The sequence below is a fragment of the Neobacillus mesonae genome (assembly GCF_023715155.1).
GTDB classification, from domain to species: domain Bacteria; phylum Bacillota; class Bacilli; order Bacillales; family Cytobacillaceae; genus Neobacillus; species Neobacillus mesonae_A.
Window position 1 is genome coordinate 112,105 of record NZ_JAMBNQ010000008.1, and the last position, 24,987, is coordinate 137,091.

Annotated in this window: 29 protein-coding genes and 1 other annotated feature; of the genes, 28 read left to right on the forward strand and 1 reads right to left on the reverse strand. The window is 39.6% G+C overall.

Annotation, left to right across the window (positions count from 1 at the left end):
• The first annotated feature begins 14 nt into the window (after positions 1 to 14).
• From M3183_RS09870 to pheA, 20 genes are all read left to right on the forward strand, one after another.
• Entirely contained in the window at positions 15 to 518 is a 504-nt protein-coding gene (locus M3183_RS09870) for a type II secretion system protein (protein ID WP_251468988.1), read from the forward strand.
• 3 nt (positions 519 to 521) lie between these two features.
• Positions 522 to 1,925: a hypothetical protein gene (locus tag M3183_RS09875; RefSeq protein ID WP_251468990.1), complete on the forward strand. Its 1,404-nt coding sequence runs from the start codon at positions 522 to 524 to the stop codon at positions 1,923 to 1,925.
• Positions 1,926 to 2,053: 128 nt separating this feature from the next.
• The gene (locus M3183_RS09880; protein ID WP_251468992.1) at positions 2,054 to 3,148 is read left to right on the forward strand and encodes a hypothetical protein; all 1,095 of its coding nucleotides are present in this window, start codon (positions 2,054 to 2,056) and stop codon (positions 3,146 to 3,148) included.
• Positions 3,149 to 3,385: 237 nt separating this feature from the next.
• Positions 3,386 to 3,958, forward strand: coding sequence for a Maf family protein (locus M3183_RS09885; protein ID WP_251468994.1), 573 nt, complete (start codon positions 3,386 to 3,388; stop codon positions 3,956 to 3,958).
• Positions 3,959 to 3,995: 37 nt separating this feature from the next.
• Positions 3,996 to 4,685 (forward strand): RadC family protein, encoded by a 690-nt coding sequence (radC, locus tag M3183_RS09890; protein ID WP_311315357.1) that lies wholly within the window; start codon positions 3,996 to 3,998, stop codon positions 4,683 to 4,685.
• A 160-nt stretch (positions 4,686 to 4,845) separates the two neighbouring features.
• On the forward strand, positions 4,846 to 5,868 hold the full coding sequence (locus M3183_RS09895; RefSeq protein ID WP_251468996.1) for a rod shape-determining protein: 1,023 nt from the start codon (positions 4,846 to 4,848) through the stop codon (positions 5,866 to 5,868).
• A gap of 49 nt (positions 5,869 to 5,917) precedes the next feature.
• Positions 5,918 to 6,799: a rod shape-determining protein MreC gene (gene mreC, locus M3183_RS09900; protein ID WP_251468998.1), complete on the forward strand. Its 882-nt coding sequence runs from the start codon at positions 5,918 to 5,920 to the stop codon at positions 6,797 to 6,799.
• Positions 6,796 to 7,314, forward strand: a complete 519-nt coding sequence (gene mreD / locus M3183_RS09905) for a rod shape-determining protein MreD (RefSeq protein WP_251469001.1) — start codon at positions 6,796 to 6,798, stop codon at positions 7,312 to 7,314. Before mreC ends, mreD begins: the two co-directional genes overlap by 4 nt.
• Positions 7,315 to 7,586: 272 nt before the next feature.
• Positions 7,587 to 8,267: a septum site-determining protein MinC gene (minC, locus tag M3183_RS09910; protein WP_251469002.1), complete on the forward strand. Its 681-nt coding sequence runs from the start codon at positions 7,587 to 7,589 to the stop codon at positions 8,265 to 8,267.
• A gap of 1 nt (position 8,268) precedes the next feature.
• Entirely contained in the window at positions 8,269 to 9,072 is an 804-nt protein-coding gene (gene minD, locus M3183_RS09915) for a septum site-determining protein MinD (RefSeq protein WP_251469004.1), read from the forward strand.
• Positions 9,073 to 9,212: 140 nt separating this feature from the next.
• Positions 9,213 to 9,986: a M23 family metallopeptidase gene (locus tag M3183_RS09920; protein ID WP_251469007.1), complete on the forward strand. Its 774-nt coding sequence runs from the start codon at positions 9,213 to 9,215 to the stop codon at positions 9,984 to 9,986.
• Positions 9,979 to 10,845, forward strand: a complete 867-nt coding sequence (locus M3183_RS09925; RefSeq protein WP_251469010.1) for a M50 family metallopeptidase — start codon at positions 9,979 to 9,981, stop codon at positions 10,843 to 10,845. Before M3183_RS09920 ends, M3183_RS09925 begins: the two co-directional genes overlap by 8 nt.
• A 47-nt stretch (positions 10,846 to 10,892) precedes the next feature.
• On the forward strand, positions 10,893 to 12,359 hold the full coding sequence (locus M3183_RS09930; protein ID WP_251469012.1) for an Rne/Rng family ribonuclease: 1,467 nt from the start codon (positions 10,893 to 10,895) through the stop codon (positions 12,357 to 12,359).
• Between the two features lie 86 nt (positions 12,360 to 12,445).
• Positions 12,446 to 12,529, forward strand: a sequence feature (ribosomal protein L21 leader region).
• 12 nt (positions 12,530 to 12,541) lie between these two features.
• A complete protein-coding gene (gene rplU, locus M3183_RS09935) occupies positions 12,542 to 12,850 on the forward strand; it encodes a 50S ribosomal protein L21 (protein ID WP_251469014.1) in 309 nt (102 codons plus the stop codon).
• Between the two features lie 14 nt (positions 12,851 to 12,864).
• The gene (locus M3183_RS09940) at positions 12,865 to 13,206 is read left to right on the forward strand and encodes a ribosomal-processing cysteine protease Prp (RefSeq protein ID WP_251469017.1); all 342 of its coding nucleotides are present in this window, start codon (positions 12,865 to 12,867) and stop codon (positions 13,204 to 13,206) included.
• Entirely contained in the window at positions 13,207 to 13,500 is a 294-nt protein-coding gene (gene rpmA, locus M3183_RS09945) for a 50S ribosomal protein L27 (protein ID WP_191269736.1), read from the forward strand. It begins immediately after the preceding gene.
• A gap of 190 nt (positions 13,501 to 13,690) precedes the next feature.
• Entirely contained in the window at positions 13,691 to 14,227 is a 537-nt protein-coding gene (locus tag M3183_RS09950) for a Spo0B C-terminal domain-containing protein (RefSeq protein ID WP_251469019.1), read from the forward strand.
• A 70-nt stretch (positions 14,228 to 14,297) separates the two neighbouring features.
• Positions 14,298 to 15,587 carry a GTPase ObgE gene (gene obgE / locus M3183_RS09955; RefSeq protein WP_251469021.1) on the forward strand — a complete coding sequence of 430 codons (1,290 nt, stop codon included), beginning with the start codon at positions 14,298 to 14,300 and terminating at the stop codon, positions 15,585 to 15,587.
• Between the two features lie 203 nt (positions 15,588 to 15,790).
• On the forward strand, positions 15,791 to 16,246 hold the full coding sequence (locus M3183_RS09960) for an ACT domain-containing protein (RefSeq protein ID WP_251469023.1): 456 nt from the start codon (positions 15,791 to 15,793) through the stop codon (positions 16,244 to 16,246).
• Positions 16,247 to 16,279: 33 nt separating this feature from the next.
• Entirely contained in the window at positions 16,280 to 17,134 is an 855-nt protein-coding gene (gene pheA, locus M3183_RS09965) for a prephenate dehydratase (RefSeq protein ID WP_251469025.1), read from the forward strand.
• Positions 17,135 to 17,233: 99 nt separating this feature from the next.
• On the opposite strand, the gene M3183_RS09970 is transcribed toward pheA, so the two are convergent.
• On the reverse strand, positions 17,234 to 17,770 hold the full coding sequence (locus M3183_RS09970; RefSeq protein WP_251469028.1) for a transcription repressor NadR: 537 nt from the start codon (positions 17,768 to 17,770) through the stop codon (positions 17,234 to 17,236).
• Between the two features lie 197 nt (positions 17,771 to 17,967).
• Between M3183_RS09970 and safA the strand changes: the two genes are divergently transcribed.
• The 8 genes from safA to queA all read left to right on the forward strand — a co-directional run bounded on the left by safA (position 17,968) and on the right by queA (position 24,971).
• The gene (safA, locus tag M3183_RS27610; protein WP_251469042.1) at positions 17,968 to 19,485 is read left to right on the forward strand and encodes a SafA/ExsA family spore coat assembly protein; all 1,518 of its coding nucleotides are present in this window, start codon (positions 17,968 to 17,970) and stop codon (positions 19,483 to 19,485) included.
• A complete protein-coding gene (locus M3183_RS09980) occupies positions 19,469 to 20,461 on the forward strand; it encodes a phosphotransferase (RefSeq protein ID WP_251469057.1) in 993 nt (330 codons plus the stop codon). The genes safA and M3183_RS09980 overlap by 17 nt, the downstream gene beginning before the upstream one ends.
• A 96-nt stretch (positions 20,462 to 20,557) precedes the next feature.
• Positions 20,558 to 21,262, forward strand: coding sequence for a YhcN/YlaJ family sporulation lipoprotein (locus M3183_RS09985; RefSeq protein ID WP_251469060.1), 705 nt, complete (start codon positions 20,558 to 20,560; stop codon positions 21,260 to 21,262).
• A 140-nt stretch (positions 21,263 to 21,402) separates the two neighbouring features.
• Positions 21,403 to 21,933: a BofC C-terminal domain-containing protein gene (locus tag M3183_RS09990; RefSeq protein WP_396953711.1), complete on the forward strand. Its 531-nt coding sequence runs from the start codon at positions 21,403 to 21,405 to the stop codon at positions 21,931 to 21,933.
• A 165-nt stretch (positions 21,934 to 22,098) separates the two neighbouring features.
• Positions 22,099 to 22,710, forward strand: a complete 612-nt coding sequence (gene ruvA / locus M3183_RS09995; RefSeq protein ID WP_251469071.1) for a Holliday junction branch migration protein RuvA — start codon at positions 22,099 to 22,101, stop codon at positions 22,708 to 22,710.
• Between the two features lie 10 nt (positions 22,711 to 22,720).
• Positions 22,721 to 23,722 carry a Holliday junction branch migration DNA helicase RuvB gene (gene ruvB / locus M3183_RS10000; RefSeq protein WP_251469079.1) on the forward strand — a complete coding sequence of 334 codons (1,002 nt, stop codon included), beginning with the start codon at positions 22,721 to 22,723 and terminating at the stop codon, positions 23,720 to 23,722.
• Complete coding sequence (locus tag M3183_RS10005) at positions 23,719 to 23,925, forward strand: DUF2905 domain-containing protein (protein ID WP_251469080.1); 207 nt, start codon at positions 23,719 to 23,721, stop codon at positions 23,923 to 23,925. Before ruvB ends, M3183_RS10005 begins: the two co-directional genes overlap by 4 nt.
• Before the next feature lie 17 nt (positions 23,926 to 23,942).
• The gene (gene queA / locus M3183_RS10010; protein ID WP_251469086.1) at positions 23,943 to 24,971 is read left to right on the forward strand and encodes a tRNA preQ1(34) S-adenosylmethionine ribosyltransferase-isomerase QueA; all 1,029 of its coding nucleotides are present in this window, start codon (positions 23,943 to 23,945) and stop codon (positions 24,969 to 24,971) included.
• The last annotated feature ends 16 nt before the right edge of the window (positions 24,972 to 24,987 follow it).

A 24,987-nucleotide genomic window follows, 5' to 3' on the forward strand; every position in this document is an offset into this window, starting at 1 on the left:
AGTGATGATGGAAAATGCGACATTTGCGTAATAATCGGGGCGTTACTTTAGTAGAATTATTGATTGCATTACTGATTGGTGCAATGATAGCAGGGTTAGTTTTTCTAGTTCCACAGGTTTTTCATCAACAAAATATGTACAATAATGAATTTAATTCAGCCAAAAATGAAATTTTATTGATCACTAATACCTTAAATGAACGGTTTGCCAAAGCTGATTCTGTCAATGTTGATAAAACCTGTTCCACTTTTACATTAAATGGTACAAATGAAAAGGAACAGTTTATCTTTGAGCAGCAGTTTAGCCCTGAAAATTATTTGTATCAGGTAAAGTATAAAGCCGGGTCCGAAGAAAGAATTTTGGGTAAGGCGGGCTTTCACTTGGAAAACTGTGATTCAACCCAGCCTTTAACGTTTTTAATCCTTACTTTATGGGCACCGTACAATCAAACAAATTCTTCTGAGGGGAGATTCATCGTCACTCAAGGATTTCACACGTCTGTCATGAATCAGAGGTAATCTATGAGAAAATGTTTAAAAAACAAAAACGGATATGCACTGATGATTGTATTAGTATTGATTTTGGTCATGGGATTGCTAATACCTGTCATACTTACAGCAGCCACCTATGGCATGAAAAATACCATTAGTACCAATAATAATATTACCGCACAATATATTGCTGATACCGCCTATCAAGAAACATTAGATAAGGTGAATATGGCTAAGAATTCTGGGGTATTATCGAATGAAACGGACATAAGTCATTTTATTAAAAATAATATTATTCATTTAAACGGTTCAATAAATGGCGGTTCTTATATGACAAACTATCATCCCGAGTATTCAAATAGCACAGATCAACCTAGAGTAGTAGAGAACTATAATGGGGATCCTAAAAAAACGGAGTATACCTACTATTTGAGATCTACTGGAAAAGCTGAAAACGAATCAGCGGTTATTGATTATAAGCTTTCCTTTGTAGTTAGAAAATTAGGTGGAACGACCATTCTATATGACATAAGCCATTATAATGAGACCTATGGCAATCTGCCGACTCAGCCATATGATCTTAAAGCCATTGCAAAAGGAGAATCATTTTTAAATAATAAAGTAAGTGATGATATTTCCAAAAAGTTAATTTTATATAAAGATACTTTAACTCCTATACCTCCCTCTTTTAATGGAGAATTAAAAGGAACAATTAATTCCGCTAGAGTAACTAACGTCTATTTAGATGGTAAGACACTAGAAGTTAATGGAGATTTGTATGTTGAACAAAATGTGGTTCTAGAAGATGATGCCCAGCTAATTGTCAAGGGGAACCTATATATAGGCGGGGATTTTCAAGTTAATGCAAATAATAAACAAAGTGCAGCCACTTTAGATGTAACAGGGGATTTTATTGTTAGTAAAGGTATAGACAACTACAATAATATAGAGGATAAAACGGTTTATCTAAATGATATTTCTATTACCATTGATGGAAGTGTGTTTGTTCCAGGTCTAAAGATTGAAAAAGTTGCATCAGATATAAGTATAGGCGGAAGTTTATTTATTAAAGATGGTAATCTTGAAATTGGAAATTTATATGGCAATAAAGGGCTGTTAAAGGTATCAAACGATATTATAGCCAATAATATTTTTTTATCCCATCCGAATTTAAACGTCATATCAGGTGGAGAAGTGCTAGTCCAAAATAATTTTGAAGTGAGAAATAATGCATATATTGAATTTGCCGGCGGTTTAGAAGTTGGAAAAGAATTAAAATTATCGAATAATGTTGATTTTAAGTTTGCAGAGAAATTATATATTACCGAAAAACTAGAAAACAATGGGACGATGTCATTGTTAAAAAACAGCAGCATAGGTAATGGACCTTCCTATATAGTTAATATTGAAGACCCTGTAAAATTAACGGATTAGATTGAAATTTCACTATAAAAAATTTGACGAAACTCTATGATAACAAGACGACAAAAGTCTTGTTATTTTTTTTTGTCTTTATGATAGGATGGAACAAATTAGCAATCTATAGAGAAAGGAGTCATAATGTGGACAGGCCTAAAAAAGGCAATACAATCACAATTAAAATAAATGGAGACCATAAAGCCTATCAGGAGGAACTTCGTAAAGATGAGGCGAAGAATGAAGAGAATTCAAATTCCCAAATGCTAGAATCTCGGCCAAAGGAAGTTGAAAAAGAGACCATCCTTGAAACGGCTGCAGCCCAGGAATCAGAAGATGACAGCTTCGATTGGATTATCCCCGAATCATCAGAAAATGATATAGTGCCGAGCAATAAAGGAGCAGAGAAACCTGCTAATAAATCCAGCAGCAAAAAAACAGTCTCTTTTTCCAGCTACTACAAAAAGAAGAATGGCAGGCATATTAGTTCTATATTTATTACGGCCATTTTTGCAGTTCTAATTGGGACAACGATTGGTGTATTTATGCTTAAACTATTAAATGGGTCTTCAGCCGAAAAGCCGGTAAGCGACCCAGCGCCTATTGAATCAATAACAGAACCCAAAACAGATGCAAAAACAAAGAATACTGAGAAACCTGCTGCTAATACCACTTCGGCGGTCATCAAGCAGCAAACAGTCTATGTCATCCAGGGAGGCGTTTTTGGATCTAAAGAAGGTGCTGATAAAACAGCAAAATCGGTTGAATCCTTAGGGACTCCGGCTGAAACAATAGAAATGGATAATAAATTCTATTTATTACTTGGTGTTGCGGATTCCTTGGAAACAGCCAAATCATTAGGGGGGCATTATAAGCAAAATGGTATAGAAGATGTGTTTGCCAAACCGCTTTTATTAGATGAAAAGAATTTTTCCGGCCTATCCGATAGTGAGAAAGACTTTTTAGAAGGAGTCTCTACCATCTATCAAACTCTATCGCTGGTTACATCAAGCGCCATTTTAACTAATAAATTGCCTGAGGAAGGAAAGAGTGCACTGGCGGTCATTGATAAACAGTTAAAGGCAAGCGAACTGAAAAAGAAAAATATGACCACTTTAAAATCTGAATTGGAGAGTGCTGAGGAGAACGTTAAAAATTATGAATCATCCAAAGATGAAAAGAGTCTGGTCAAAGCCCAGCAGCATTTATTAAATTTCTTGGCTGCCTATTATTCTTTATAAGCATTTCAACCCCAGGCAGATGAAACCTGCAATTTTCTGGGAAATTACTTTTCAAGAAAGGTCTGTCCAAAATGGGCAGACTTTTTTGAATTGACAAAAACAGACATAGTCATGAAATACTTGCATATTTTTACAAATTTCTTCAAAATTTAAGGATATAAAAATTGTTTGCTTCGGTAAATTCTGATACCATTAATTTGTATCTCCCTTTAAGAAGCGAAAAGGTAAGGTGATGACATGAATAACCTCATACTAGCCTCTTCTTCTCCACGGCGAAAAGAACTTCTAGAAAATCTCCACTTATCGTTCGCAATATTAAGCAGTGAAGTTGATGAAAGCTTTGACCCAGGGCTTTCACCAGAAGAAGTCGTGATGGAATTAGCTGATCGAAAAGCCAGAAAGGTCTTCCAAGAAAACCAGGATGCTTTTGTAATCGGCTCTGACACGGTTGTAGTTGCGAATAATCAAATCCTAGGAAAGCCATCAGATGAAGCAGAAGCTATTTCAATGTTACAAACTCTCTCAGGTAAACAGCATGAAGTCTATACGGGTGTATCCATTGTGACAAAATCTTGCTCAACGAAGTTTTATGAAAAAACTGAAGTATGGTTCTGGGAGTTAACAGATGACATGATACGCTCATACGTAAAAAGCGGAGAACCATTTGATAAAGCAGGAGCATATGGCATTCAACAGCTTGGAAGCATGCTGGTCAAAAAGATACACGGGGACTATTTTGCAGTTGTCGGCCTGCCTGTTTCAAGGACAATTCGTGAATTGAAGCGATTAGGCTATCAGCTGCCGTATTAGCCGCTATTAACTCCCAAGCCCAGGGGAGGAAAAGAATGTGTCAACGAAAACATTAATGATTCGTGATTTTCCGCAGGACGAAAGGCCGCGGGAACGATTTATCCAACATGGTCCAGGAAGCCTGTCAAATCATGAACTAATTGCCATTTTGCTTAGGAACGGTACTAAGGATGAGTCAGTATTGCAATTATCGAACCGTCTGCTGACACATTTTGAAGGATTACGTCAGTTGAAATCTGCAACACTAGAGGAAATAACTGAAATTAAAGGGATTGGACTGGCTAAAGCAATTCAAATTCTTGCAGCAGTTGAAATAGGAAGAAGGATTGCCAACCTAAATTTTACTGACCGTTATGTGATTCGTTCACCAGAAGATGGAGCCAATTATGTTATGAACGATATGCGCTTTTTAACACAAGAGCATTTTGTCTGTTTGTACTTAAATACGAAAAATCAGGTCATTCACAAGCAGACAGTTTTTATCGGCAGCCTTAATGCTTCGATTGTCCATCCGAGGGAGGTATTTCGAGAAGCTTTAAAACGATCAGCTGCCTCTTTAATTGCTATCCATAATCATCCCTCCGGAAACCCTGATCCAAGCCGTGAGGACATTGAGGTCACGAAGCGTTTAGTCGAATGCGGCAAAATTATTGGAATTGATTTACTTGACCATTTAATTATTGGGGAAAATAAGTTTGTCAGCTTGAAGGAAAAAGGATATATATAATCCTATGATTTTATTTGACGTTGCGATATAATATTGTTTATGATTTTTTAGGATTGTTTTTAGAAATAGCTTATTATTATTTTAAAAATTAAGAAATGTTTACTTGGTTATTACCTGCCTATTTTAAAGCAATTCGTCTCAGAAAGGGAGATACAACATTATGTTTGGTATTGGAACAAAAGATCTTGGAATTGACTTGGGTACAGCTAATACCCTTGTTTATGTTAAAGGTAAAGGGATTATTTTGCGTGAGCCTTCCGTGGTAGCACTTCAGACAGATACAAAAAGTATTGTTGCTGTAGGGAATGATGCAAAAAACATGATTGGCCGGACACCGGGAAACGTGGTGGCATTAAGGCCGATGAAGGACGGAGTGATTGCAGATTTCGAAACGACAGCAGCAATGATGAAACATTTAATCCGTCAGGCCCTGAAAAATAAGGGTCCTTTCTCTGGAAAGCCATATATTATGGTTTGTGTCCCATCAGGAATTACAGCCGTAGAGGAAAGAGCTGTTATTGATGCTACAAGGCAGGCGGGGGCGAAGGATGCCTATACCATTGAAGAGCCGTTTGCGGCAGCAATTGGTGCAAACCTCCCAGTCTGGGAGCCAACCGGCAGCATGGTCGTTGATATTGGCGGAGGTACAACAGAGGTTGCAATTATTTCTTTAGGCGGCATTGTTACCAGCCAGTCTATTCGAGTAGCTGGGGATGAGATGGACGAGGCCGTTATTTCGTATATTAGGAAAAATTATAATTTATTAATCGGGGACAGGACAGCAGAAACCATTAAGATGGAAATTGGTTCTGCCGGTGTTCCTGAAGGAATCGACAATATGGAGATTCGCGGCCGCGACCTATTAACAGGTCTTCCAAAAACGATTGAAATTACGCCAAAAGAAATTGCAGGTGCATTAAATGATACGGTGTACTCCATTGTGGAGGCAGTAAAAAATACATTAGAAAAAACTCCGCCGGAACTTGCAGCAGATATTATGGACCGCGGGATTGTCTTAACCGGAGGCGGTGCACTGCTAAGAAATTTGGACAAAGTCATCAGTGAAGAGACTAAAATGCCAGTGCTCATTGCTGAAAATCCGCTTGACTGTGTTGCAATCGGAACCGGAAAAGCTTTAGATAATATTCAATTATTTAAAAATAAAGCGAAAGAATCCAGATAAATAAAAAGCGGAAACACTAGACAGTAAATGAAAATAGAGGTGTATTATCATGCCACAGTTCTTTTTGAATAAACGTCTGATCATTTTGCTTGTCAGCATTATTGTTCTCGTGGCATTGATTGGGTTTTCTTTAAGGGAGAGAAGTAAACTATCCTGGCCTGAGCAGTTTGTCAAAGATACTGCCGGCTGGGTTGAATCCCTGGTGTCCAAGCCTGCCAACTATATTGCGGGCTTTTTTGAAAATCTTCAGGACTTACAAAATACATATCAAGAGAATAAAGAATTAAAATCACGGGTTGATAAAATTGCCAATCTTGAAGCAGAAGTTCAAGCGCTGAAAAAAGACAATAGTGAATTACGTGATATTCTCGGTGAAAAGAAGACCCTGAGGGATTACGAAACACAGCCAGCCACTGTAATTGGCCGGAATCCTGATCGTTGGCATGAAATGATTATTATTGACAAAGGAAATTTAAAAGGTATTAAAAAAAATATGGCTGTCATTACCGCAAATGGGCTGATTGGAAAGGTGAAAAGCGTCAATCAATTTAGTTCAACGGTACAGCTTTTAAGTGCATTGGATCCAAAAAATCGGATCTCTGCCGTTATTCAAGGAAAATCTAATGTATATGGGTTTGTTCAGGGGTTTGATGACAAAGAAAAGGTTCTGTTAATCAAGAGCATCCCATCTGGAGCGAAGATTGAAAAAGGACAAAAGGTTACAACTTCTGGGCTTGGCGGTGTTTTCCCAGGAGGATTAATGATTGGTAAGGTCGTGGATGTGAAAACCGATCAATACGGATTAAATCAGATGGCTTTGGTAAAACCGGGGGCGGATTTTTATGATATCCAAAATGTCATTGTGATCAAACGCACGATGACACAACCGGCTAAAAGTGATATGTCAAACGGGAAGGAGGAGGAATTGTGAAGAAATTCCTTCTTCCCCTTTTGTTTGCTTTTCTTTTTATTGCTGAAAGTCTTTTTGTTCAATTTTTACCTGCAGACTTTTTCGGACAAAATCGAATTTTGGCGCCGCGCTTTTTGTTTTCATCATTGTTGTTGTTAACGATTTTTGTTGGACGAAAGCAGGGGATTATCTATGCGGCTGTATTTGGCCTGATTTTTGATATTGTATATATTGAAATTATCGGTATTTATTTTTTTCTTTTTCCATTTGTCGCTTATCTTATATCAAAAATTATGCATGTTCTGCAGGCAAATATGATTGTTGCCTTCTTTGTCTCGATGATCGGAGTTGCATTACTGGAGATTGGCGTGTATGAAATGGATTATTTAATTCACGTAACAAGTCTTGATTTTCTCGACTTCTTAAATTTACGTCTCTACTCAACCCTAATACTTAATGCAGCGTTTTTGCTCATCTTTATTTATCCTTTAAAACGGTTCTTTGAAAAATATGGTGGAGGATTGAAGGGGGAATAATCCCCTGAAAAAAAGGAAATGAAGAGTTTGTGTCGAATTTTAACTAAGATGTAGATAAATCAATGACTTTTGATATTTAAAATTATTTTTCTAGTACAAATTTTTCTACTTTGGATTTGTACAGCGCAAGAGCCCAGCCTCCTTGAAGTCAAATAGTCTTCTGTTCGAAAAGTCTAAGAGCGGGAGCAGATTTTTCGAACTATATAGCTTTTGTTTGTCAGGGGCTGACTGAGGCGCTTACGCTTTTCATATTATGAGGTGAATTTTTCTCCATGAAAAAACGGCAGAATGTTACAATAAAAGGAACAAAGGATGGTCTTGTTCTGCTTCTGGATGATCTCTGTTCCTATGATGAATTAAAAAGAGAATTAGACCTAAAACTTTCAGCAAATACCAGGACTGAGGATGAGCGTCACTTAATCTCGGTTAAATTAGAGGCAGGCAACCGTTATTTAACCGAGGAACAGCGCGAAGAATTAAAAGAGTTAGTCCGTCAAAAGAAAAACCTTGTTGTGGACACGATTGTCTCAAATGTTCTTACAAAGGAAGAGGCAGACCGGTTAAGGGCTGAGAATGAGGTTGTAACGGTTTCAAAAATTGTACGCTCGGGCCAGGTCTTAAAAGTTTCAGGTGATTTATTGCTGATTGGCGATGTGAATCCAGGGGGCACTGTTGTTGCAGGAGGGAATATTTTTGTCATGGGAGCGTTGAAAGGGATTGCACATGCAGGCTGTTTTGGAAACAATCAGGCTGTGATTGCTGCTTCCAACATGAGGCCTTCACAGATTCGAATTCACGATTCCCTTCATCCAGCACAAGATTTCGTTCCAGCCGAGGATAAACATGAGATGGAATGTGCCTACATAGATGAGAACCGCCAAATTAAAATTGATAGATTACAAGCATTAATTAAAATAAGACCTAATTTAACGAGATTAGAAGGGGGACATTAAAGTGGGAGAAGCAATCGTAATCACATCCGGTAAGGGCGGCGTCGGCAAAACGACAACAAGCGCCAATATTGGTACAGCACTCGCCCTCCAAGGCAAAAAAGTATGCTTAGTAGATACAGACATTGGTCTTCGAAACTTGGATGTCGTAATGGGGCTAGAAAACAGAATTATCTATGATCTTGTGGATGTGGTCGATGGCAGATGTAAAATCCATCAGGCATTGGTAAAAGACAAGCGCTTTGACGGATTATTATATTTATTGCCTGCAGCACAGACTGTTGACAAATCTGCCGTAACTTCCGAACAAATGAAAAAGTTGATGGAAGAATTAAAACAAGATTATGATTACATTATTATAGATTGTCCTGCTGGTATCGAACAGGGGTACAAGAATGCAGTAGCAGGGGCGGACAAAGCGATTGTGGTTACAACACCTGAGGTTTCTGCCGTACGTGATGCTGATAGAATCATTGGCCTCCTTGAAAAAGAAAAGCATATGGAACCGCCAAAATTAATTGTTAACAGAATCCGTAATCATATGATGAAGACGGGTGATATGCTTGACTTAGATGAAATTACCGAGCATTTGTCCATTGGCTTAATTGGTATAGTAGCTGATGATGATGAGGTGATTAGAGCTTCAAACCACGGGGAACCGATTGCTTTAAATCCTAATAGCAAGGCATCTATTGCTTACCGTAATATTGCTAGAAGAATCCTTGGAGAATCCATCCCGCTTCAGCCTTTGGAAGAAGCAAACAAAGGAATGTTTAGTAAACTTAAGAAATTTTTTGGTGTGCGATAAGATTTACACAATAAAGCCTGTCCCCTTTTAGAAGGGTAGACAGGCTTTTTGTTCCTTTTTTAAAAAAAGATTCTAAAGGTCATACTCATTTCATTTTATACATAGACTTGTACAAATGCTTAAAAAAGGATTGATGGGGTATGGCGCGGTCTTCTGCAGATGAAATACGGCGGCGAATTGCCAAAAGAAAGAAAGGAAAAGGAACGTCCGAAAAAGTTCAAGAACACCAATTATTATGGCCTGGTGACGACGATGGTTATGGCTATAACTATTTGTCCCCTTCCGATGGAGAAGATGGACATCCACTATTTAAGAAGGAGGTATTCTTTTTCAAAATACTAGCCTCCATTCTTTTATTTTTAGTGATTGCCATTATGTTCCGTCAGGAAATACCAGTACTTGAGCCGGCAAAAAGTTTTGTTGCTGGAACGATGGACAAGGAATTTAAGTTTGCCGCGGTGTCCAAATGGTATGAGGATAAGTTTGGCAAACCGCTTGCATTGCTGCCATTCACAGAGAATGAAAAAGAAACTAAAAAGGCAGATGAGCAAATGGGCGCTATTCCTGTGACCGGGAGAATTCTTGAGAATTTTGAAAAGAATGGCCAGGGAATCATGATTGAAACTGGAAAAGGCGCACCGGTTCAAGTCATTAATGATGGTTATGTCCAATTTGCCGGGGTTAAAGAGGGATTAGGTAAAACCGTTATTGTTCAGCACGGGGATGGATCAGAAACATGGTATGGTAATTTAGATAGTATTAAAGTGAAATTATATCAATATATCGAAAATAGAACTGTGGTTGGAACGGTGACAGATTCTGCTGGTGATGACAAAACAAAGGGTCAATACTATTTTGCTGTTAAAAAGGATGATAATTTTATTGATCCAGTTAAGGTGATACGCTTTGAATAAGTTTTTTTCATTATTGCGTCTCGTTCACATCCATCCATTGCTGTGGCTGATTATTGCCTTATCCATTGCAACGGCACATTTCCGTGAAGTTTGTTTCTTAATCGGAATTATTTTTATCCATGAAATGGGGCATGCAGCCGCAGCTTCTTTTTTTTCGTGGCGGATTAAACAGATTACTCTTTTGCCATTTGGCGGGGTTGCTGAAATGGATGAACACGGAAACCGCCCGTTAAAAGAAGAAACAATTGTGGTGCTGGCAGGGCCGCTGCAGCATGTTTGGATGATGGCAGCGGCCTATGCCCTTTTGACATTTAATATCATGCCAGATGATTTGTATCAAATGTTTGTTCAATACAATTTGATGATTCTAGTGTTTAATCTTTTTCCGGTTTGGCCGTTAGATGGAGGCAAGCTGGTATTTTTATTGCTATCATTAAAAAATTCCTTTGCACGGGCTCATCAGATTACATTAACCGTTTCATTACTCAGCATAGCTTTGTTTTCGCTGATCATCCTGGTGACGGCACCAGCGCACATCAATGTTTGGGTCGTCATTGGCTATTTGCTCTTTTCTATTTATCATGAATGGAAACAGCGGCGCTTTATTTTCATGCGTTTTTTATTGGAACGCTATTATGGCAATAAATCCAATCCAGATGAATTAGTACCTATTCAGGCAAATGAGCATGACCTTTTGATACATGTATTGGAAAAATTCCAACGAGGCTGTAAACATCCAATTGTAGTTGAAGCAGAGGGGGAGAAAAAGGGTACATTGGATGAAAATGAATTGCTTCACGCTTATTTTGCGGAAAAACGTCTGACCGATAAAATCAGCGACCTTCTCTTTTTATATTAGAAAAGATATAATGGTACCAACCTAAAGAAAAAGTGAGGACGTAAGGTTTGGAAAGGTTAATTGTAAATTATGCTTCACGTGAAAAAAGATTTGCTTCTATTCGAAATAAGCATGTAGACAAAATTGTTTTTGACCGGCCAGAGCATCGTTCTTTGGTCGGTAATATTTATTTGGGGACAATAACAAAGGTGCTTCCTGGAATGAACGCTGCTTTTATTGATATTGGCATTGGGAAAAATGCCTATTTGCATCGCAATGTACTTCCATCCTTTGTTTCTTCTCAAGAAAAGGGAAAAAATATTTCTTCCTTTGTTCACCAGGGGGAGAGAATGCTTGTGCAGGTAGATAAGGATGCAACCGGTACAAAAGGCCCAAAAGTCACAGGGATAATTGAAATTCCTGGTAAACATTTGATTTACATACCAAATGGGCATTTTACGGCTGTTTCAAAAAAGATTACAGATGATGAAAAGAAGAACGAGCTTAAGCTGCTTGGAAACCATATGAAAGCTGAACAAGAAGGAATTATTTTTCGAACTTCAAGCGGGGATGCGGCAGAGTCAGTGATTCTAGATGAATTCAATCATTTAAGGCTGAAATATGATAAACTCCAACAAAAGACTGGTGAAATAAAAAAGCCAGGATTACTTTTTCAAAAAGATCAATTTAGTGAGATGGTGGCAGAGGAAGCATCAAAAATGAATATGGGTGAGGTAATAGTGGATGATTTATCATTAAAAAAAAAGCTGGACACCTCACTAAATGTAAAGGTTACCTATTATAATGGAAAAGAAAATGTCTTTTCAGCCTTTAAAGTGGAACACGAAATTGATAAGGCACTAAAACATGTTGTCTGGCTGGATAATGGGGCATATTTAATTTTTGATGAAACGGAAGCACTAACAATCATTGATGTGAATACTGGAAAGTACTCTGGAAAAGCTGATTATCAGGAGACAGTATTCAAAACAAATGAACTTGCTGCTAAAGAAATTATTCGTCAGCTCCGGCTGCGTGATATCGGCGGCATCGTATTAATTGATTTTATTGATATGAAACAGGAACAGGATAAAGAAAAGATCCAAAAAACGATTGAACAAGAATTGGCAAGGGATGAAAAAAGGACAAAAATTGTAGGATGGACAAAGCTGGGTATTATGCAGCTGACAAGAAAAAGAACCAAAGCGGCTATATCCGAAACGATGCAGGCAAAATGCCCTGTCTGTCATGGCACCGGCCGAATTTTGAGTCCGGAGACGATTGCTTTCCGCCTTGAAAGGGAACTTTTAGAGCACCGCCATTCCGAATATGAAGCTGTTCTGGTTGAAACTACGAAGGAAGTTCAGGAAGTGCTGCTAGGACCTAATCAAACTTATAAAGAAACATTGGAAGACCTTCTCCATTTTAAGATTTATTTTTCTATTCTTCCGTCAATCGAACATTATTATGTCCTGGCACAATTTGGGGCTGAACAGGAGATTTTAGTGAAGGCTGGTGAAACTTCCCACGATTAATGCTCTAGGGATGATTAAGCCGTTTACGCTTTTGTTATTGACACATAGGTTCCAATTATGTTAGGATTTTAATGTTGTTTGTAGCACCCGTGCTACAACCGCACATACCAGGTTGCAAGATTTTGTTTTTTAAAGCAAAACACCTGCAAATGGCGAGTCTGAGTTTATAAGGAGGTGCAGTTATGTACGCAATTATCGAAACTGGCGGTAAGCAATTGAAAGTGGAAGAAGGCCAAGCAATCTACATTGAAAAATTAAATGCAGAAGCTGGCGAAACTGTTACTTTTGACAAGGTTCTTTTCGTAGGCGGAGAAACTGTAAAAGTTGGCAGCCCTGTTGTTGAAGGCGCAACTGTTACAGCTAAAGTTGAAAAACAAGGCCGTCAAAAGAAAATCATTGTTTTCAAGTACAAAGCAAAGAAAAACTACCACAAAAAACAAGGTCATCGTCAACCTTACACTAAAGTAGTCATCGAAAAAATCAACGCGTAAGGTGTTGAAAATAGATGATTCATGTAGTGATTAATCGCACGAAATCCGATGAAATTCATTCGTTTGAAATAAGCGGACATGCCTTTTTTGAAAGGCGGGGAAAGGATATTGTCTGTGCCGGTGTATCTGCCGTATCGGTCGGTACTGTTAACGCTGTTCATGAGTTAACAGGTGTTACACCTGGCATTGATCATGAATCCGGTCTTCTGCGCTGCGTGATTCCGGGAAATCTGCCGGAGGAAACCAGCAGGAAGGTGCAGCTCCTTTTGGAGGGTATGGTTGTTGCTTTGCGCACGATTGAAATTGATTACGGAAAACACATAAAGATTACCTTCAAAAAGCAGGAGGTGGAATAAATGCTATTAAAATTAGATCTTCAATTATTTGCATCTAAAAAAGGGGTAGGTTCTACTAAGAACGGACGTGACTCTATCGCTAAGCGCCTTGGTGCTAAGCGTGCAGATGGTCAATTCGTAACTGGCGGTTCTATCCTTTACCGTCAACGCGGTACAAAGATTTATCCAGGTGAGAACGTTGGCCGCGGCGGAGATGACACATTATTTGCAAAAGTTGACGGCGTTGTAAAATTCGAACGTTTTGGCCGTGACCGCAAAAAAGTCAGCGTATATCCTGTAGCTCAAGAAGCTTAAGCTTTATAAAACTCTAGCCCTTGTTGGCTGGGGTTTTCTTTTTTTTTTAATCCGCCTGAGAATCTTCATAGAAACTCTTCATAGCTATAGACATTTTCCCTTTATACATAGAAAATTGCTTACGCATGGTTGTTTTTTTGATATACTAACAGCAAATAGTTTTTCGGACAAAGACATTGGGAGCGGACATATGGAGAAACAATGGGATATAATTGAGGTACTTAGACATTCGCGGCATGATTGGATGAATAAGCTGCAGCTTATAAAAGGAAATATTGATTTAAACCGGATTGACCGTGTAAAAGCGGTTATTGATGAAATAATCATTGAGGCGCAAAATGAAACGAAACTCTCCAATTTGCCAATGCCGGGGTTTGTTTCACTCCTGTTAAAAACGAATTGGGAGAATCCTTCGTTTGAACTTGAATATGAGGTATTCGTAGAAAAGGGAACAGTGAAAATTGATGATGAAATCTTAACAAATTGGACGAAGCAATTTTTTTTATGTTTACATAACGCCATTGAGGCTTTTCAAGAAAATCATTTATCGATTACAATTGAATCGCAATTGAATGGGCTCCGTTTCTTTTTTGATTTTAGCGGGATAATAAGGAATAAAGAACTGATTGAGACTTTCCTTGCAGAAGAGCGTATTCCGCTTGATTTAACGGTTAAGGAATTTTCGCAAAACGAACTCGCTTTAGAAGTTTTTATGCCGGCTGTTTAAGGCTAAAACCAGGCGATTCTCGTCGCAATCATCAATTAGTTATATACACGACGGGAGGATTTATTAAAAAATGTTTGTTGATCAAGTAAAAATTTATGTTAAAGGCGGGGATGGCGGCAATGGTATGGTCGCCTACCGACGTGAAAAATATGTACCAAAAGGCGGTCCTGCAGGTGGAGACGGCGGAAAGGGTGCTAATGTTGTTTTTAAAGTGGATGAGGGACTGAGGACTCTCATGGATTTTCGTTATCAACATCATTTTAAAGCACCGCGTGGTGAACACGGTATGTCCAAAAATCAGCATGGCCGAAATGCCAAAGATATGATTGTTAAGGTTCCGCCTGGAACAGTGGTAATGGATGCAGAAACAAAAGAGGTTATTGCAGATTTAGTTGAGCATGGCCAGCAGGCCGTTATTGCCAAAGGAGGCCGCGGGGGCCGTGGGAATACAAGATTTGCGACACCTGCCAATCCGGCACCGGAAATTGCCGAAAACGGCGAGCCGGGACAGGAGCGCGATGTCGTTTTAGAATTAAAGCTGTTGGCAGATGTAGGGCTTGTCGGATTTCCAAGCGTCGGAAAGTCCACATTATTATCCGTTGTGTCATCGGCAAAACCAAAAATTGCAGAATATCATTTCACCACTATTGTTCCAAACCTTGGAATGGTTGAGACTGAAGACGGACGGAGTTTTGTTATGGCCGATCTGCCTGGATTGATTGAAGGGGCGCACGCTGGTGTCGGCTTAGGCCATCAATTTTTGCGGCATATTGAACGGACCAGGGTTATTGTTCACGTCATTGATATGGCGGCTACAGAAGGCCGCGACCCGTTTGAGGATTATCAAACCATCAATCGTGAATTAAAAGAATACAACTTACGCTTGACTGAGCGTCCACAAATTATTGTGGCTAATAAAATGGACATGCCGGATGCTGAAGTAAATTTGAAAAAGTTTAAGGAACAGCTTCAGGAGGACTTTCCGGTTATGGCCATTTCAGCCATTACCAGAAAGGGATTGCGTGAACTGTTATTTACTGTTGCTGATAAGCTGGAAGAGACACCTGAATTCCCGCTTGAACATGAGGAGGAGGAGGCAGGAATAAACCGTGTCCTCTATAAACATGAGGCAAGTCCTGATCCATTCGTCATTACAAGAGAACCAGATGGCAGCTTCGTTCTTTCCGGGGAAAAGCTTGAAAAATTATTCAAGATGACTGATTTTTCACACGATGAATCAGTCAGGAGGTTCTCAAGGCAGCTTCGCGGAATGGGAGTTGACGATGCCCTAAGGCAGAGGGGAGCCAAGAACGGGGATATTGTTAAGCTCTTGGAATTTGAATTTGAATTTATTGAATAGACTAATCCCCTATGAATTAGGGGGCTTTTTCCGGGGATAAAGTGAAACTTCAATCAGTAGGGCTTTACCATTACCTGCAGATTGTTAGTTGAACCGATCGGGCTTATACGGCAGTTACCCTCTCTTACACTTGCTTGCACTAAGCCTTGAAGGGGGGGCTTACTGCCCGATAAAGCGGGATAAAAGTTTCCAAAAAGGTAGAGATGAGAATGGATAACTTTGAAAAGAAATTTTATTTAGTCCGTGAAGATGTGCTGCCAGAAGCGATGAAAAAAACACTCGATGCCAAAGAAATGCTTGAACGCGGGAAAGCAGAATCCATTTGGGACGCGGCGCAAAAAGTAGAATTAAGCAGGAGTGCTTTTTATAAATATCGAGATACTGTCTTTCTGTTTTCAGCCATCCAAAAGGAGCGTTTAGTTACCTTGTTTTTTCATTTGGAGGATCGCTCTGGGACTTTATCAAAGTTATTGGGGATAGTTGCGGCATCTGGATGCAATGTGTTAACAATTCACCAAACAATACCGCTTCAAGGTCGAGCGAATGTGACCCTGTCTTTAAACACGTCAGACATGAAGAATGAGCTTGAGGCATTGCTTTCAGAGCTGAGAAAACTGGAATTTGTAGAGAAGGTTGAGGTATTGGGTACTGGCGCATAGCTTAAGGAGTTTTAAGAGGGGGAGAAAGAAAAAGTGAAGGTAGGTTATTTAGGTCCAAAGGCAACATTTAGTGAACTAGCAGTCAAAAAGGTATTTGAAGGATTTGAATATATTCCTTATCAGACAATTCCAGGTTGTATGGATGCTGTATTAAGCCATGAAGTTGAACTGGCGGTTGTGCCGCTGGAGAACACATTAGAAGGATCTGTTAACATAACGCTTGATTATTTAACAAGGGTTGCAAAGCTTCCAATCATTGGTCAAATTACGATCCCAATTAAACAGCATTTAATGGTCCATCCTGAAAATGCACAAAAATGGAAAGATGCCGAAAAAATATTCAGTCACTCTCATGCAATTGCGCAATGCCATAAATTTTTACATAATCAATATAAAGGTATTCCCTACGAAAGTGTATCATCCACGGCTGCTGCAGTAAAAATGATTATGGAATCACCGGAACTTAATGCTGCGGCAATAGCGAATGAATTGGCTGCAGAGGAGTACGGGGCAGCCATTGTTCAAAGGAACATTCATGATTTTGATCATAACCATACCCGGTTTGTCGTTTTATCAGAAAAAAGTATTGATTTTCAGGTACTAAGCGGGTCATCTCATTATAAAACTACATTGATGGTAACATTGCCTTCTGACCAGGCAGGTGCTCTTCATCAGGTACTGTCAGCATTTGCCTGGAGAAAAATAAACCTGTCAAAAATTGAATCTAGACCAATGAAAACGGGTATCGGCAATTATTTTTTCATTATCGATGTAGAAATGAAGCTGGATGATGTCCTGATTCCTGGAGCTATCGCTGAAATGGAAGCATTAGGGTGCAGTGTTAATCTCCTTGGAAGCTACCCTTCTACTTTGGTCGATTTAGATTAAAAAGGACCCGCCGGGTCCTTTTTAAATATGAAAATTTATACGTTTTTTCGCATTTGATAATGGTCCAGCTCCACATGTTCTGAGGGCGCTTGCGCTTATCTAATTTTCCAATAATATTCCTTCTTTTTTAAGTGCGGCTTCAGCTTTTTCCAGCGCAGCCTGATTGGCAGCGGTTAAAGTGTGTAAATGAACCCCGCCTGTTAATTCTGAAAGTAATGGGGCTTTGGTTGTTTCAAGTTTGTGTATAAATTGCTTCACTTCCTGCCGATTGGAAACCATTATGGAAGCCGTTAAATCTCCGTAAATCGCATGTTCAATTTTAACATCTTTCACGGTTACGCCGTAATCGACTATAATATTTAATTCCTGTTCTGTGTTTTCTGGAGTATGGTGGCAGGCAATAGTCCGTTCGTATAGTAAATTTCCTGCACCTTGCTGCAAAAACATATATCCCTGACTTGTGGCAATAATAGGTTCACCTTTCGCCTTCAGGAGTGTAATATCGCCGACAATAACCTGCCTGCTTACATTAGTCTTCTCAGCCAAATCGCTGCCGGTAATCGGCTGGCTGCTTTCCTTTAATAATTGTAAAATAAATGTTCTCCGTTCATCCCCAAGAATCTTTTTTTGTTCCATAAAACAACGCTCCTTACCATGTACATGTATCCATAGTATCACACCATTTTTTAAAATGAAAAGCAGGGAACCACAAAGACTAAAGCTTGTATAAACATATTTTAAAAAAAGTCAGCATAAGTTTTTGTGAAGAATGATAGCAATTTGCCTATTTCCACATACACTATATGGACTTATGCCATAGGAGGGAAATCAGAGTGAAGATCCATATCGTACAGAAAGGGGATACTCTTTGGAAGATCGCCAAGAAGTACGGCGTGAATTTTGAAGAGCTGAAAAAGATGAATTCACAGCTCAGCAACCCTGATATGATTATGCCCGGAATGAAGATAAAGGTCCCGACAACAGGTGGAGCCATTAAAAAAGAAGGGCCAATCAAAAAAGAAATGCCGATTGCTGAGAAGCCGTTTGCCAAGGAAGTACCGGTAAAAGAAATGCCGATAAAAGAAGTTCCGATAAAGGAAGTACCAATTAAAGAGCAGCCAATTATTAAAGAAGCACCTAAAGCGCCTTATACCCCAAAAATGCCTCTGCAAGTAGTCCCTGAAATTGATATAAATAATTATTATATGACCAATATGACCAATATGACGGTAAAGCCGGAGCTTCCGCCAAAACCAGCAAATATTTTACCAGAAGTGAAAGAGGAGCCAAAGAAGGAAATGCCGATACCGACACCGCCTCCTGCACCAGAATGTCCTCCTGTGCAGGAATATTGTGTCCCGGTTACACCGATAATGCCTGGACCAGGATTTTGTCCGCCTTTTGGTGGTATGCCTATGCAAATGCCGTATCCGCAGGTTCAAGGTGCAGAGATGCAGGTACCAAATGCTGTCCCTAATATGGTCCCAAATATGCCGCCAAATAATCCGGGATCAATGATGGGCGGCGCTTATATGCCGATGAATTTTCATGATGAGTCATCGGCCTTTATGCCGCAGATCCCTGTGGGGCAGGGGGGATTTAATCCTGGAGGATCAGTAATGGAGGGGACGTATTCGGGAGCTCCTGGAGCAGGATTCCAGCAGCCAGCGGGAATGGAATATGGTGCATATGGAATGCAGCCGGGGTATCAGCCAATGCCAGGTGGATATGGAGAAGCGCCAATGGGGTATCAGCCAATGCCAGGTGGATATGGGGAAGCGCCAATGGGGTATCAGTCAATGCCAGGTGGATATGGAGAAGCGCCAATGGGGTATCAGTCAATGCCAGGTGGATATGGAGAAGCGCCAACAATGGGATCTGGCCAAATACCGCCGGGTTATCAAGGCGGATTTAGTCAAATGCCAGCGGCTGGTGCATATCCGGCAGCGCAGGGAAGCCCTGATGGTTCATTTGGAGCTCCTGGAGCAGGAGCACCTTACGGAGGGTACCCAGCATACGGACCTACACCTTATGGATATCCGCAAATGATGGGAACAACTCCATATGGACCTGAGTTTAATTTTGATTCACCTAATCGTCCTGGAGTCCAAATGCCTTTTATGCAAGAACAGACACAAAGCTTACCTGTAGGAGCCGGAGGTGACTGCGGCTGCGGTGCACCAAACCCAGCAGGAATGCCAGAAAATTTTGTACCTCCAACACCGCCGATTTATAGTGCGCCATTTATGGGATCTGATGCTGTCCAGCCGCCTTTTATGAATCCATATGGAATGGGACCAGTTGGAACAAGTTCTTACGGAATGCCAGGAAATCATGACGAGTCAAGTTAAATCAACAGGAAACATGCATGGAGACGATGATTATTTTGATCGTCTCTTCTCTTATTTTCAATCACAATTAACAGAACCTGTTATTGAAATGGTCCCGCTGCAAAGATCTGTTGTGCTGCTTAAAACAAATCACAATCAATTTATCATAAAAGGTTATCAATCCAATAGAAGGCTTAAGCTTCAAGAGGCATTTACTGCCACACTAAAGAAAGAAGGATTTTTCAATACGTACAAGTTTTTTGATTCTCCTGCAAAGGAACAGCTGTTTTTTGAAGATACTTATTTTGGTTGTATTGAATATATTTCTCCAAATAAAACATCATTTACTTTTTATAAGCAAAAAGACCGCAGGGAAGGACTTGAATTATTAGAACAATTTCATCAAACGACCGCTTCGTTTGAAGCAAGATATCGGAGGCTTCTTTCGAAGGCCGATTTAATTGAAAAATGGAAAGAAAGGATGATGCTGTTTTCGAATAATCTTCCTTTTCTGCGGTATTTTATGAATGAACCATTTATTTCAGACATGATGTCGTGGGCAAGTTGGTCTATTAAAGGAATGGAAGCAAACAGTCAATATTTTGAAAAAGAACCATATGTAATTCTACATGGAGATGTAGCCCATCATAATTTTTTAAGGGATAAAAAAGGAAAGTTACATTTAATTGATTTTGATTTAATCAGTATTGGACCAAAAGCCTTGGACTATTTGCAGTATGCTAATCGGATTCTTCCATATATTGATTGGTCATTAGAAAAGTTGCGCACCTATAAGCCATTTCGAAAATACTTGAAGGATAAAGCTTTTTTATATGCATTAGCATATCCAGCAGATATTTTTCGTGAATGGAACCGTTTGGTAAGAGAACAATCTTATTCAGATCAACATAAATTACAGCAGGTCATGGATTTATCAATTGGCCAGTTTTATGCACGGAAAAAATTTATAACCCAGTTAAGGAGTATTTTGGATTAATTCCAATGTTTAAATAGAATGAAACCCCCTTTTAACTAACACCCTATGATTGAGCATGTATTTATGCTCATGAAAATAGGTAAGGGGGTTTTTCGCTTGAACAGGAAACAATGGATGATTCCACTTTCTGCGTTAATGATTGTTGGAGCTTCAGGCTGTGCCAATAATGACAGTAAAGGTGTCAATGATAGCAATAATAATCCGGCGCGGCCGATAGGGTATTACTCCAATGAAAACCACCCGGATTCTAATAATGCTTTTAACCGAGATAATGACGGTCCTTTTACAGAAATGATGGACCATAATTTAGGTGACGAGGATCAAAATATTTATAAGCAAAGAAGAGATATGCTTCAAACACGGGATGAGAATGGACATCCGGTTAACCCGACGAAACCTCTAGCCAAAACAGATCGTAACTTTTTCCAGAGGGATAACCGCTTTAGTACAAGCGATATGAATTATCATGGGCATTTAAACCGCGATATTGCCAATATGGGCTCTGCAGTTGACCATGAATATCAAGAAGATATTACTAATGTGATTCGGAATAAGGTAGCGGATGTTAATAATGTAAGAAGTATCCGAAACGTATCCTATGGCAATTCAGTCTGGATATCAGTGGCGTTAAACGATGACAGCAGGGCAGCTGCAGTCCAAACGAAACGTGCAATCAAGAAAGCGGTTCAGCCGTATGTTAAGGGCAAAACCATCAAAGTCATTGTAGATGAAGGAATGTTTGGGCGGGACCGTAATATAAATAATGATTTTCCTCAAAAGACCCCAAGGCCATACAAATAATGGAAAAGGCAAAGCTTCAATGCTTTGCCTTTTTGTATTAGGGCTTGAGCGGCAATCCTTAGTTATCGGGATAAAAAGGCAAAAAAAGGATACACTAGGAATGTAAAGGTTGTTAATTCTTAACATAAGAGGTGAACGGCATGAGGTTCACAGGAAAAGCCAAGACTCGCTTTTGTTTCGCCGTGTTTTCTGTTATTCTGCTTAATTTAGCAATGACTTTAGATGGTTTTGCTATATCAGCAGAGACCAAGAAAGCGACGGAACCTCTGCATATTAAAGTGATTTTAGAACGAGTCTATCTAGACGGGGAAGTCAGTCAGGAAATTGTTCATGAGCAATGCTGGTCGATGGAAAATTTTTGGGCAAAATATGATTCTTGGACATTGAAGCATAGAGAAGAGTCTACAATGGTATTTTCAAAACAAATGGACGATATCTCACCCTTGTTAAAAGCAAATGGCTATTTTGGTATTACTGAAGATGGTGTATTGACCATTTTCAATGGACGGCCTGGCAGTTCAAAGATTATACAATCATTTTTTCAAATAGATATGAAAAAGCTGGAAAGTCATAAGCAGGAACAATTGCTTCAAGGAATCCCTATAAAAACAAAGGATCATTATGTGAAGGTGCTGGAAACCTTTAAACATTATTCGGTGACAAAAGAATAGAATTTTTATTAATCAGACTGGTGTGGTGAAATCAGCCTGATTTTTTTTTTGAAATTGTCATGGAGCGCTATTTTCTTCAACACTACTTTAAAAATATGATAGAATGAAATACAGTGCTGTTTTTCATGTACAACAGTGTCAATAGACTAGGGGAGAGAAGCTTTAGTGTTTGAATTTATTAAAGGAACCGTTCATTTCGTAGGACCGGAGTATATTGTGATTGAAAACAACGGAATAGGTTTTCAAATTCTGACGCCGAATCCGTTTATATATGCCGGTAAAATGGAAACAATGGTAACGGTTTATACGTATCATTATGTTCGTGAGGATGTAATGGCTTTATATGGCTTCGAAACTAGAGAAGAGAAAAGGCTGTTTACCAAATTATTAAATGTTTCGGGGATTGGCCCAAAAGGGGCACTTGCTATTCTAGCTTCCGGAGAAGTAGGTCAGGTTGTGAATGCAATTGAAAATGAGGATGAGAAGTTTCTTATTAAATTTCCAGGTGTCGGCAAGAAAACAGCCCGCCAAATGATACTTGATTTAAAAGGGAAACTTCAGGATATTGTCCCAGACTTTTTTCCAAATTTATTTAATGCAGATGAGCTTCCATTACATACAGAAGCATCCAGCAATGCCTTTGAGGAAGCCGTGCTTGCTTTAAAAGCATTAGGCTATTCAGAAAGAGAAATAAAGAAAGTTTCACCTGAATTACAAAAGGAACAACTGTCAACAGACCAATATATTAAAAAAGCATTACAAAAGCTTTTAAAATAGGTGATGATGTATGGAAGAGCGGATCATTTCCAGTGAAGTAGATGAGAGTGAAGTTAGTTTTGAACAAAGCCTTCGGCCGCAAACCTTACAACAATATATCGGACAAGATCAGGTCCGGGAAAACTTAGAAATCTTTATAACTGCTGCTAAGCAAAGAGGAGAAACACTGGATCATGTGCTGCTGTACGGGCCGCCTGGTTTGGGGAAGACTACGCTCGCCATGATAATTGCCAATGAAATGGGTGTAAACATCAGGACGACTTCTGGACCGGCCATCGAAAGACCTGGTGATTTGGCGGCAATTCTCACAGCGCTTGAACCTGGGGATGTCCTCTTTATAGATGAAATTCATCGGCTTTCGCGGTCAATTGAAGAAGTTTTGTACCCGGCAATGGAGGATTTTTGCCTCGATATTGTTATTGGGAAAGGTCCTAGTGCAAGGTCTATCCGTCTTGATTTGCCGCCATTTACCCTTGTAGGGGCAACTACGAGGGCAGGTTCTTTATCAGCCCCATTAAGAGACCGATTTGGTGTTTTATCCCGGCTCGAGTATTATAAAGAGGATCATCTGACAAGTATCGTTATACGGACTGCAGAGTTGTTTGAGACAAATATTGATAAGCAGTCAGCGGCTGAAATTGCCAGAAGAGCGAGAGGGACACCGAGAATTGCCAATCGTCTTTTAAGGAGGGTCAGAGACTTTGCACAGGTAAAGGGGAATGGAGAAATCCATCTTCCGCTTGCCAAGGAAGCTCTTGAGCTTCTACAGGTAGACAGGCTTGGGTTAGACCATATTGACCATAAACTGTTAAAAGGAATTATCGAGAAATTCCGCGGCGGTCCGGTCGGACTTGATACAATTGCAGCGTCAATTGGTGAAGAAGCGGAAACAATTGAGGATGTATATGAGCCTTATTTATTGCAGATTGGATTTCTGCAGCGGACACCTCGGGGCAGAATGGTTACGGCTGAGGTTTACCGCCATTTCGGCATGGAGGTGCCATCTTCTTGACAGGTTTATCAAAAACATTGATGATTATTGGTGCCGTAATTTTCTTCATTGGTTTATTGATGCCGTTTTTACATTTTGGGAAACTTCCGGGGGATATTATCGTAAAGAAAGGGAATACTACATTTTATTTTCCGGTAGTAACTTCCATTGTTATAAGTATTGTACTGTCCCTGATTTTTTATTTAATTGGGAGATTTCGTTAAAGTAAGGATGTTTGAATATGAAGTTAGATATGTTTGATTTTCATTTACCAGAAGAATTAATTGCTCAAGTTCCGTTAAAAAATCGTGCTGACAGCCGGTTGTTGGTATTAAATAAAGAAACAGGCGAAATCAAGCATGAAATTTTTAATCATATTACCGAATACTTGCGTGAAGGTGACTGCCTCGTCTTAAATGATACGAAGGTACTGCCCGCACGCCTCTTTGGCATTAAACCTGATACAGGTGCCAAGATTGAAGTGCTGTTGTTAAAACAGGTCGAAGGGGACGAGTGGGAAACATTGGTGAAGCCGGCAAAACGTGTCAAAAAAGGCACTGTCATTGAATTTGGCGATGGAAGACTTACCGCTGTCTGTACAGGGGAAGCTGAACATGGCGGCCGGACTTTTCATTTTAAATATGAAGGGATTTTTTACGAAATTCTTGATCAATTAGGTCAGATGCCGCTTCCTCCATATATTAAGGAACAGCTTGAGGACCAAGATAGATACCAAACAGTTTATGCAAAAGAACCTGGTTCAGCGGCTGCACCTACAGCAGGTCTTCATTTTACCGAAGAATTACTGCAGGAAATCGCGGGTAAGGGTGTCCACATTGCCTTTATTACGCTTCATGTCGGCCTTGGGACGTTTAGACCGGTAAGTTCAGATGATATTGAAGGTCATGATATGCATGCTGAGTTTTATATAATGAACGAAGCTACTGCTGATCTGCTGAATAAAGTAAGAAGTAATGGAGGCAGAATTATTACTGTTGGAACAACCTCAACTAGAACGTTAGAGACAATTGCATCGGCTAATAACGGTCATTTTAAAGCAAGCAGCGGTTGGACAGATATTTTTATTTACCCTGGTTATGAATTTAAAGGAATTGACGGGTTAATTACGAACTTCCATTTGCCAAAATCGACCTTGATTATGCTTGTTAGTGCCTTGGCCGGCAGAGAGCATATTTTGCATGCTTACAATACAGCAGTTGAAGAGAAATATCGTTTCTTCAGCTTTGGCGATGCGATGTTCATCGTTTAGATTAGGAAGGAGAAAG

What these genes read in the sequence shown, in the direction of transcription:
- M3183_RS09870 (WP_251468988.1), top strand. Translation starts at nt 15, where the DNA reads ATGCGACATTTGCGTAATAATCGGGGCGTTACTTTAGTAGAATTATTG.
- M3183_RS09875 (WP_251468990.1), top strand. Translation starts at nt 522, where the DNA reads ATGAGAAAATGTTTAAAAAACAAAAACGGATATGCACTGATGATTGTA.
- M3183_RS09885 (WP_251468994.1), top strand. Translation starts at nt 3,386, where the DNA reads ATGAATAACCTCATACTAGCCTCTTCTTCTCCACGGCGAAAAGAACTT.
- M3183_RS09895 (WP_251468996.1), top strand. Translation starts at nt 4,846, where the DNA reads ATGTTTGGTATTGGAACAAAAGATCTTGGAATTGACTTGGGTACAGCT.
- mreC (WP_251468998.1), top strand. Translation starts at nt 5,918, where the DNA reads ATGCCACAGTTCTTTTTGAATAAACGTCTGATCATTTTGCTTGTCAGC.
- minC (WP_251469002.1), top strand. Translation starts at nt 7,587, where the DNA reads ATGAAAAAACGGCAGAATGTTACAATAAAAGGAACAAAGGATGGTCTT.
- M3183_RS09920 (WP_251469007.1), top strand. Translation starts at nt 9,213, where the DNA reads ATGGCGCGGTCTTCTGCAGATGAAATACGGCGGCGAATTGCCAAAAGA.
- rplU (WP_251469014.1), top strand. Translation starts at nt 12,542, where the DNA reads ATGTACGCAATTATCGAAACTGGCGGTAAGCAATTGAAAGTGGAAGAA.
- M3183_RS09940 (WP_251469017.1), top strand. Translation starts at nt 12,865, where the DNA reads ATGATTCATGTAGTGATTAATCGCACGAAATCCGATGAAATTCATTCG.
- rpmA (WP_191269736.1), top strand. Translation starts at nt 13,207, where the DNA reads ATGCTATTAAAATTAGATCTTCAATTATTTGCATCTAAAAAAGGGGTA.
- M3183_RS09950 (WP_251469019.1), top strand. Translation starts at nt 13,691, where the DNA reads ATGGAGAAACAATGGGATATAATTGAGGTACTTAGACATTCGCGGCAT.
- obgE (WP_251469021.1), top strand. Translation starts at nt 14,298, where the DNA reads ATGTTTGTTGATCAAGTAAAAATTTATGTTAAAGGCGGGGATGGCGGC.
- M3183_RS09960 (WP_251469023.1), top strand. Translation starts at nt 15,791, where the DNA reads ATGAGAATGGATAACTTTGAAAAGAAATTTTATTTAGTCCGTGAAGAT.
- M3183_RS09970 (WP_251469028.1), bottom strand. Translation starts at nt 17,770, where the DNA reads ATGGAACAAAAAAAGATTCTTGGGGATGAACGGAGAACATTTATTTTA.
- M3183_RS09980 (WP_251469057.1), top strand. Translation starts at nt 19,469, where the DNA reads ATGACGAGTCAAGTTAAATCAACAGGAAACATGCATGGAGACGATGAT.
- M3183_RS09990 (WP_396953711.1), top strand. Translation starts at nt 21,403, where the DNA reads ATGAGGTTCACAGGAAAAGCCAAGACTCGCTTTTGTTTCGCCGTGTTT.
- ruvB (WP_251469079.1), top strand. Translation starts at nt 22,721, where the DNA reads ATGGAAGAGCGGATCATTTCCAGTGAAGTAGATGAGAGTGAAGTTAGT.
- queA (WP_251469086.1), top strand. Translation starts at nt 23,943, where the DNA reads ATGAAGTTAGATATGTTTGATTTTCATTTACCAGAAGAATTAATTGCT.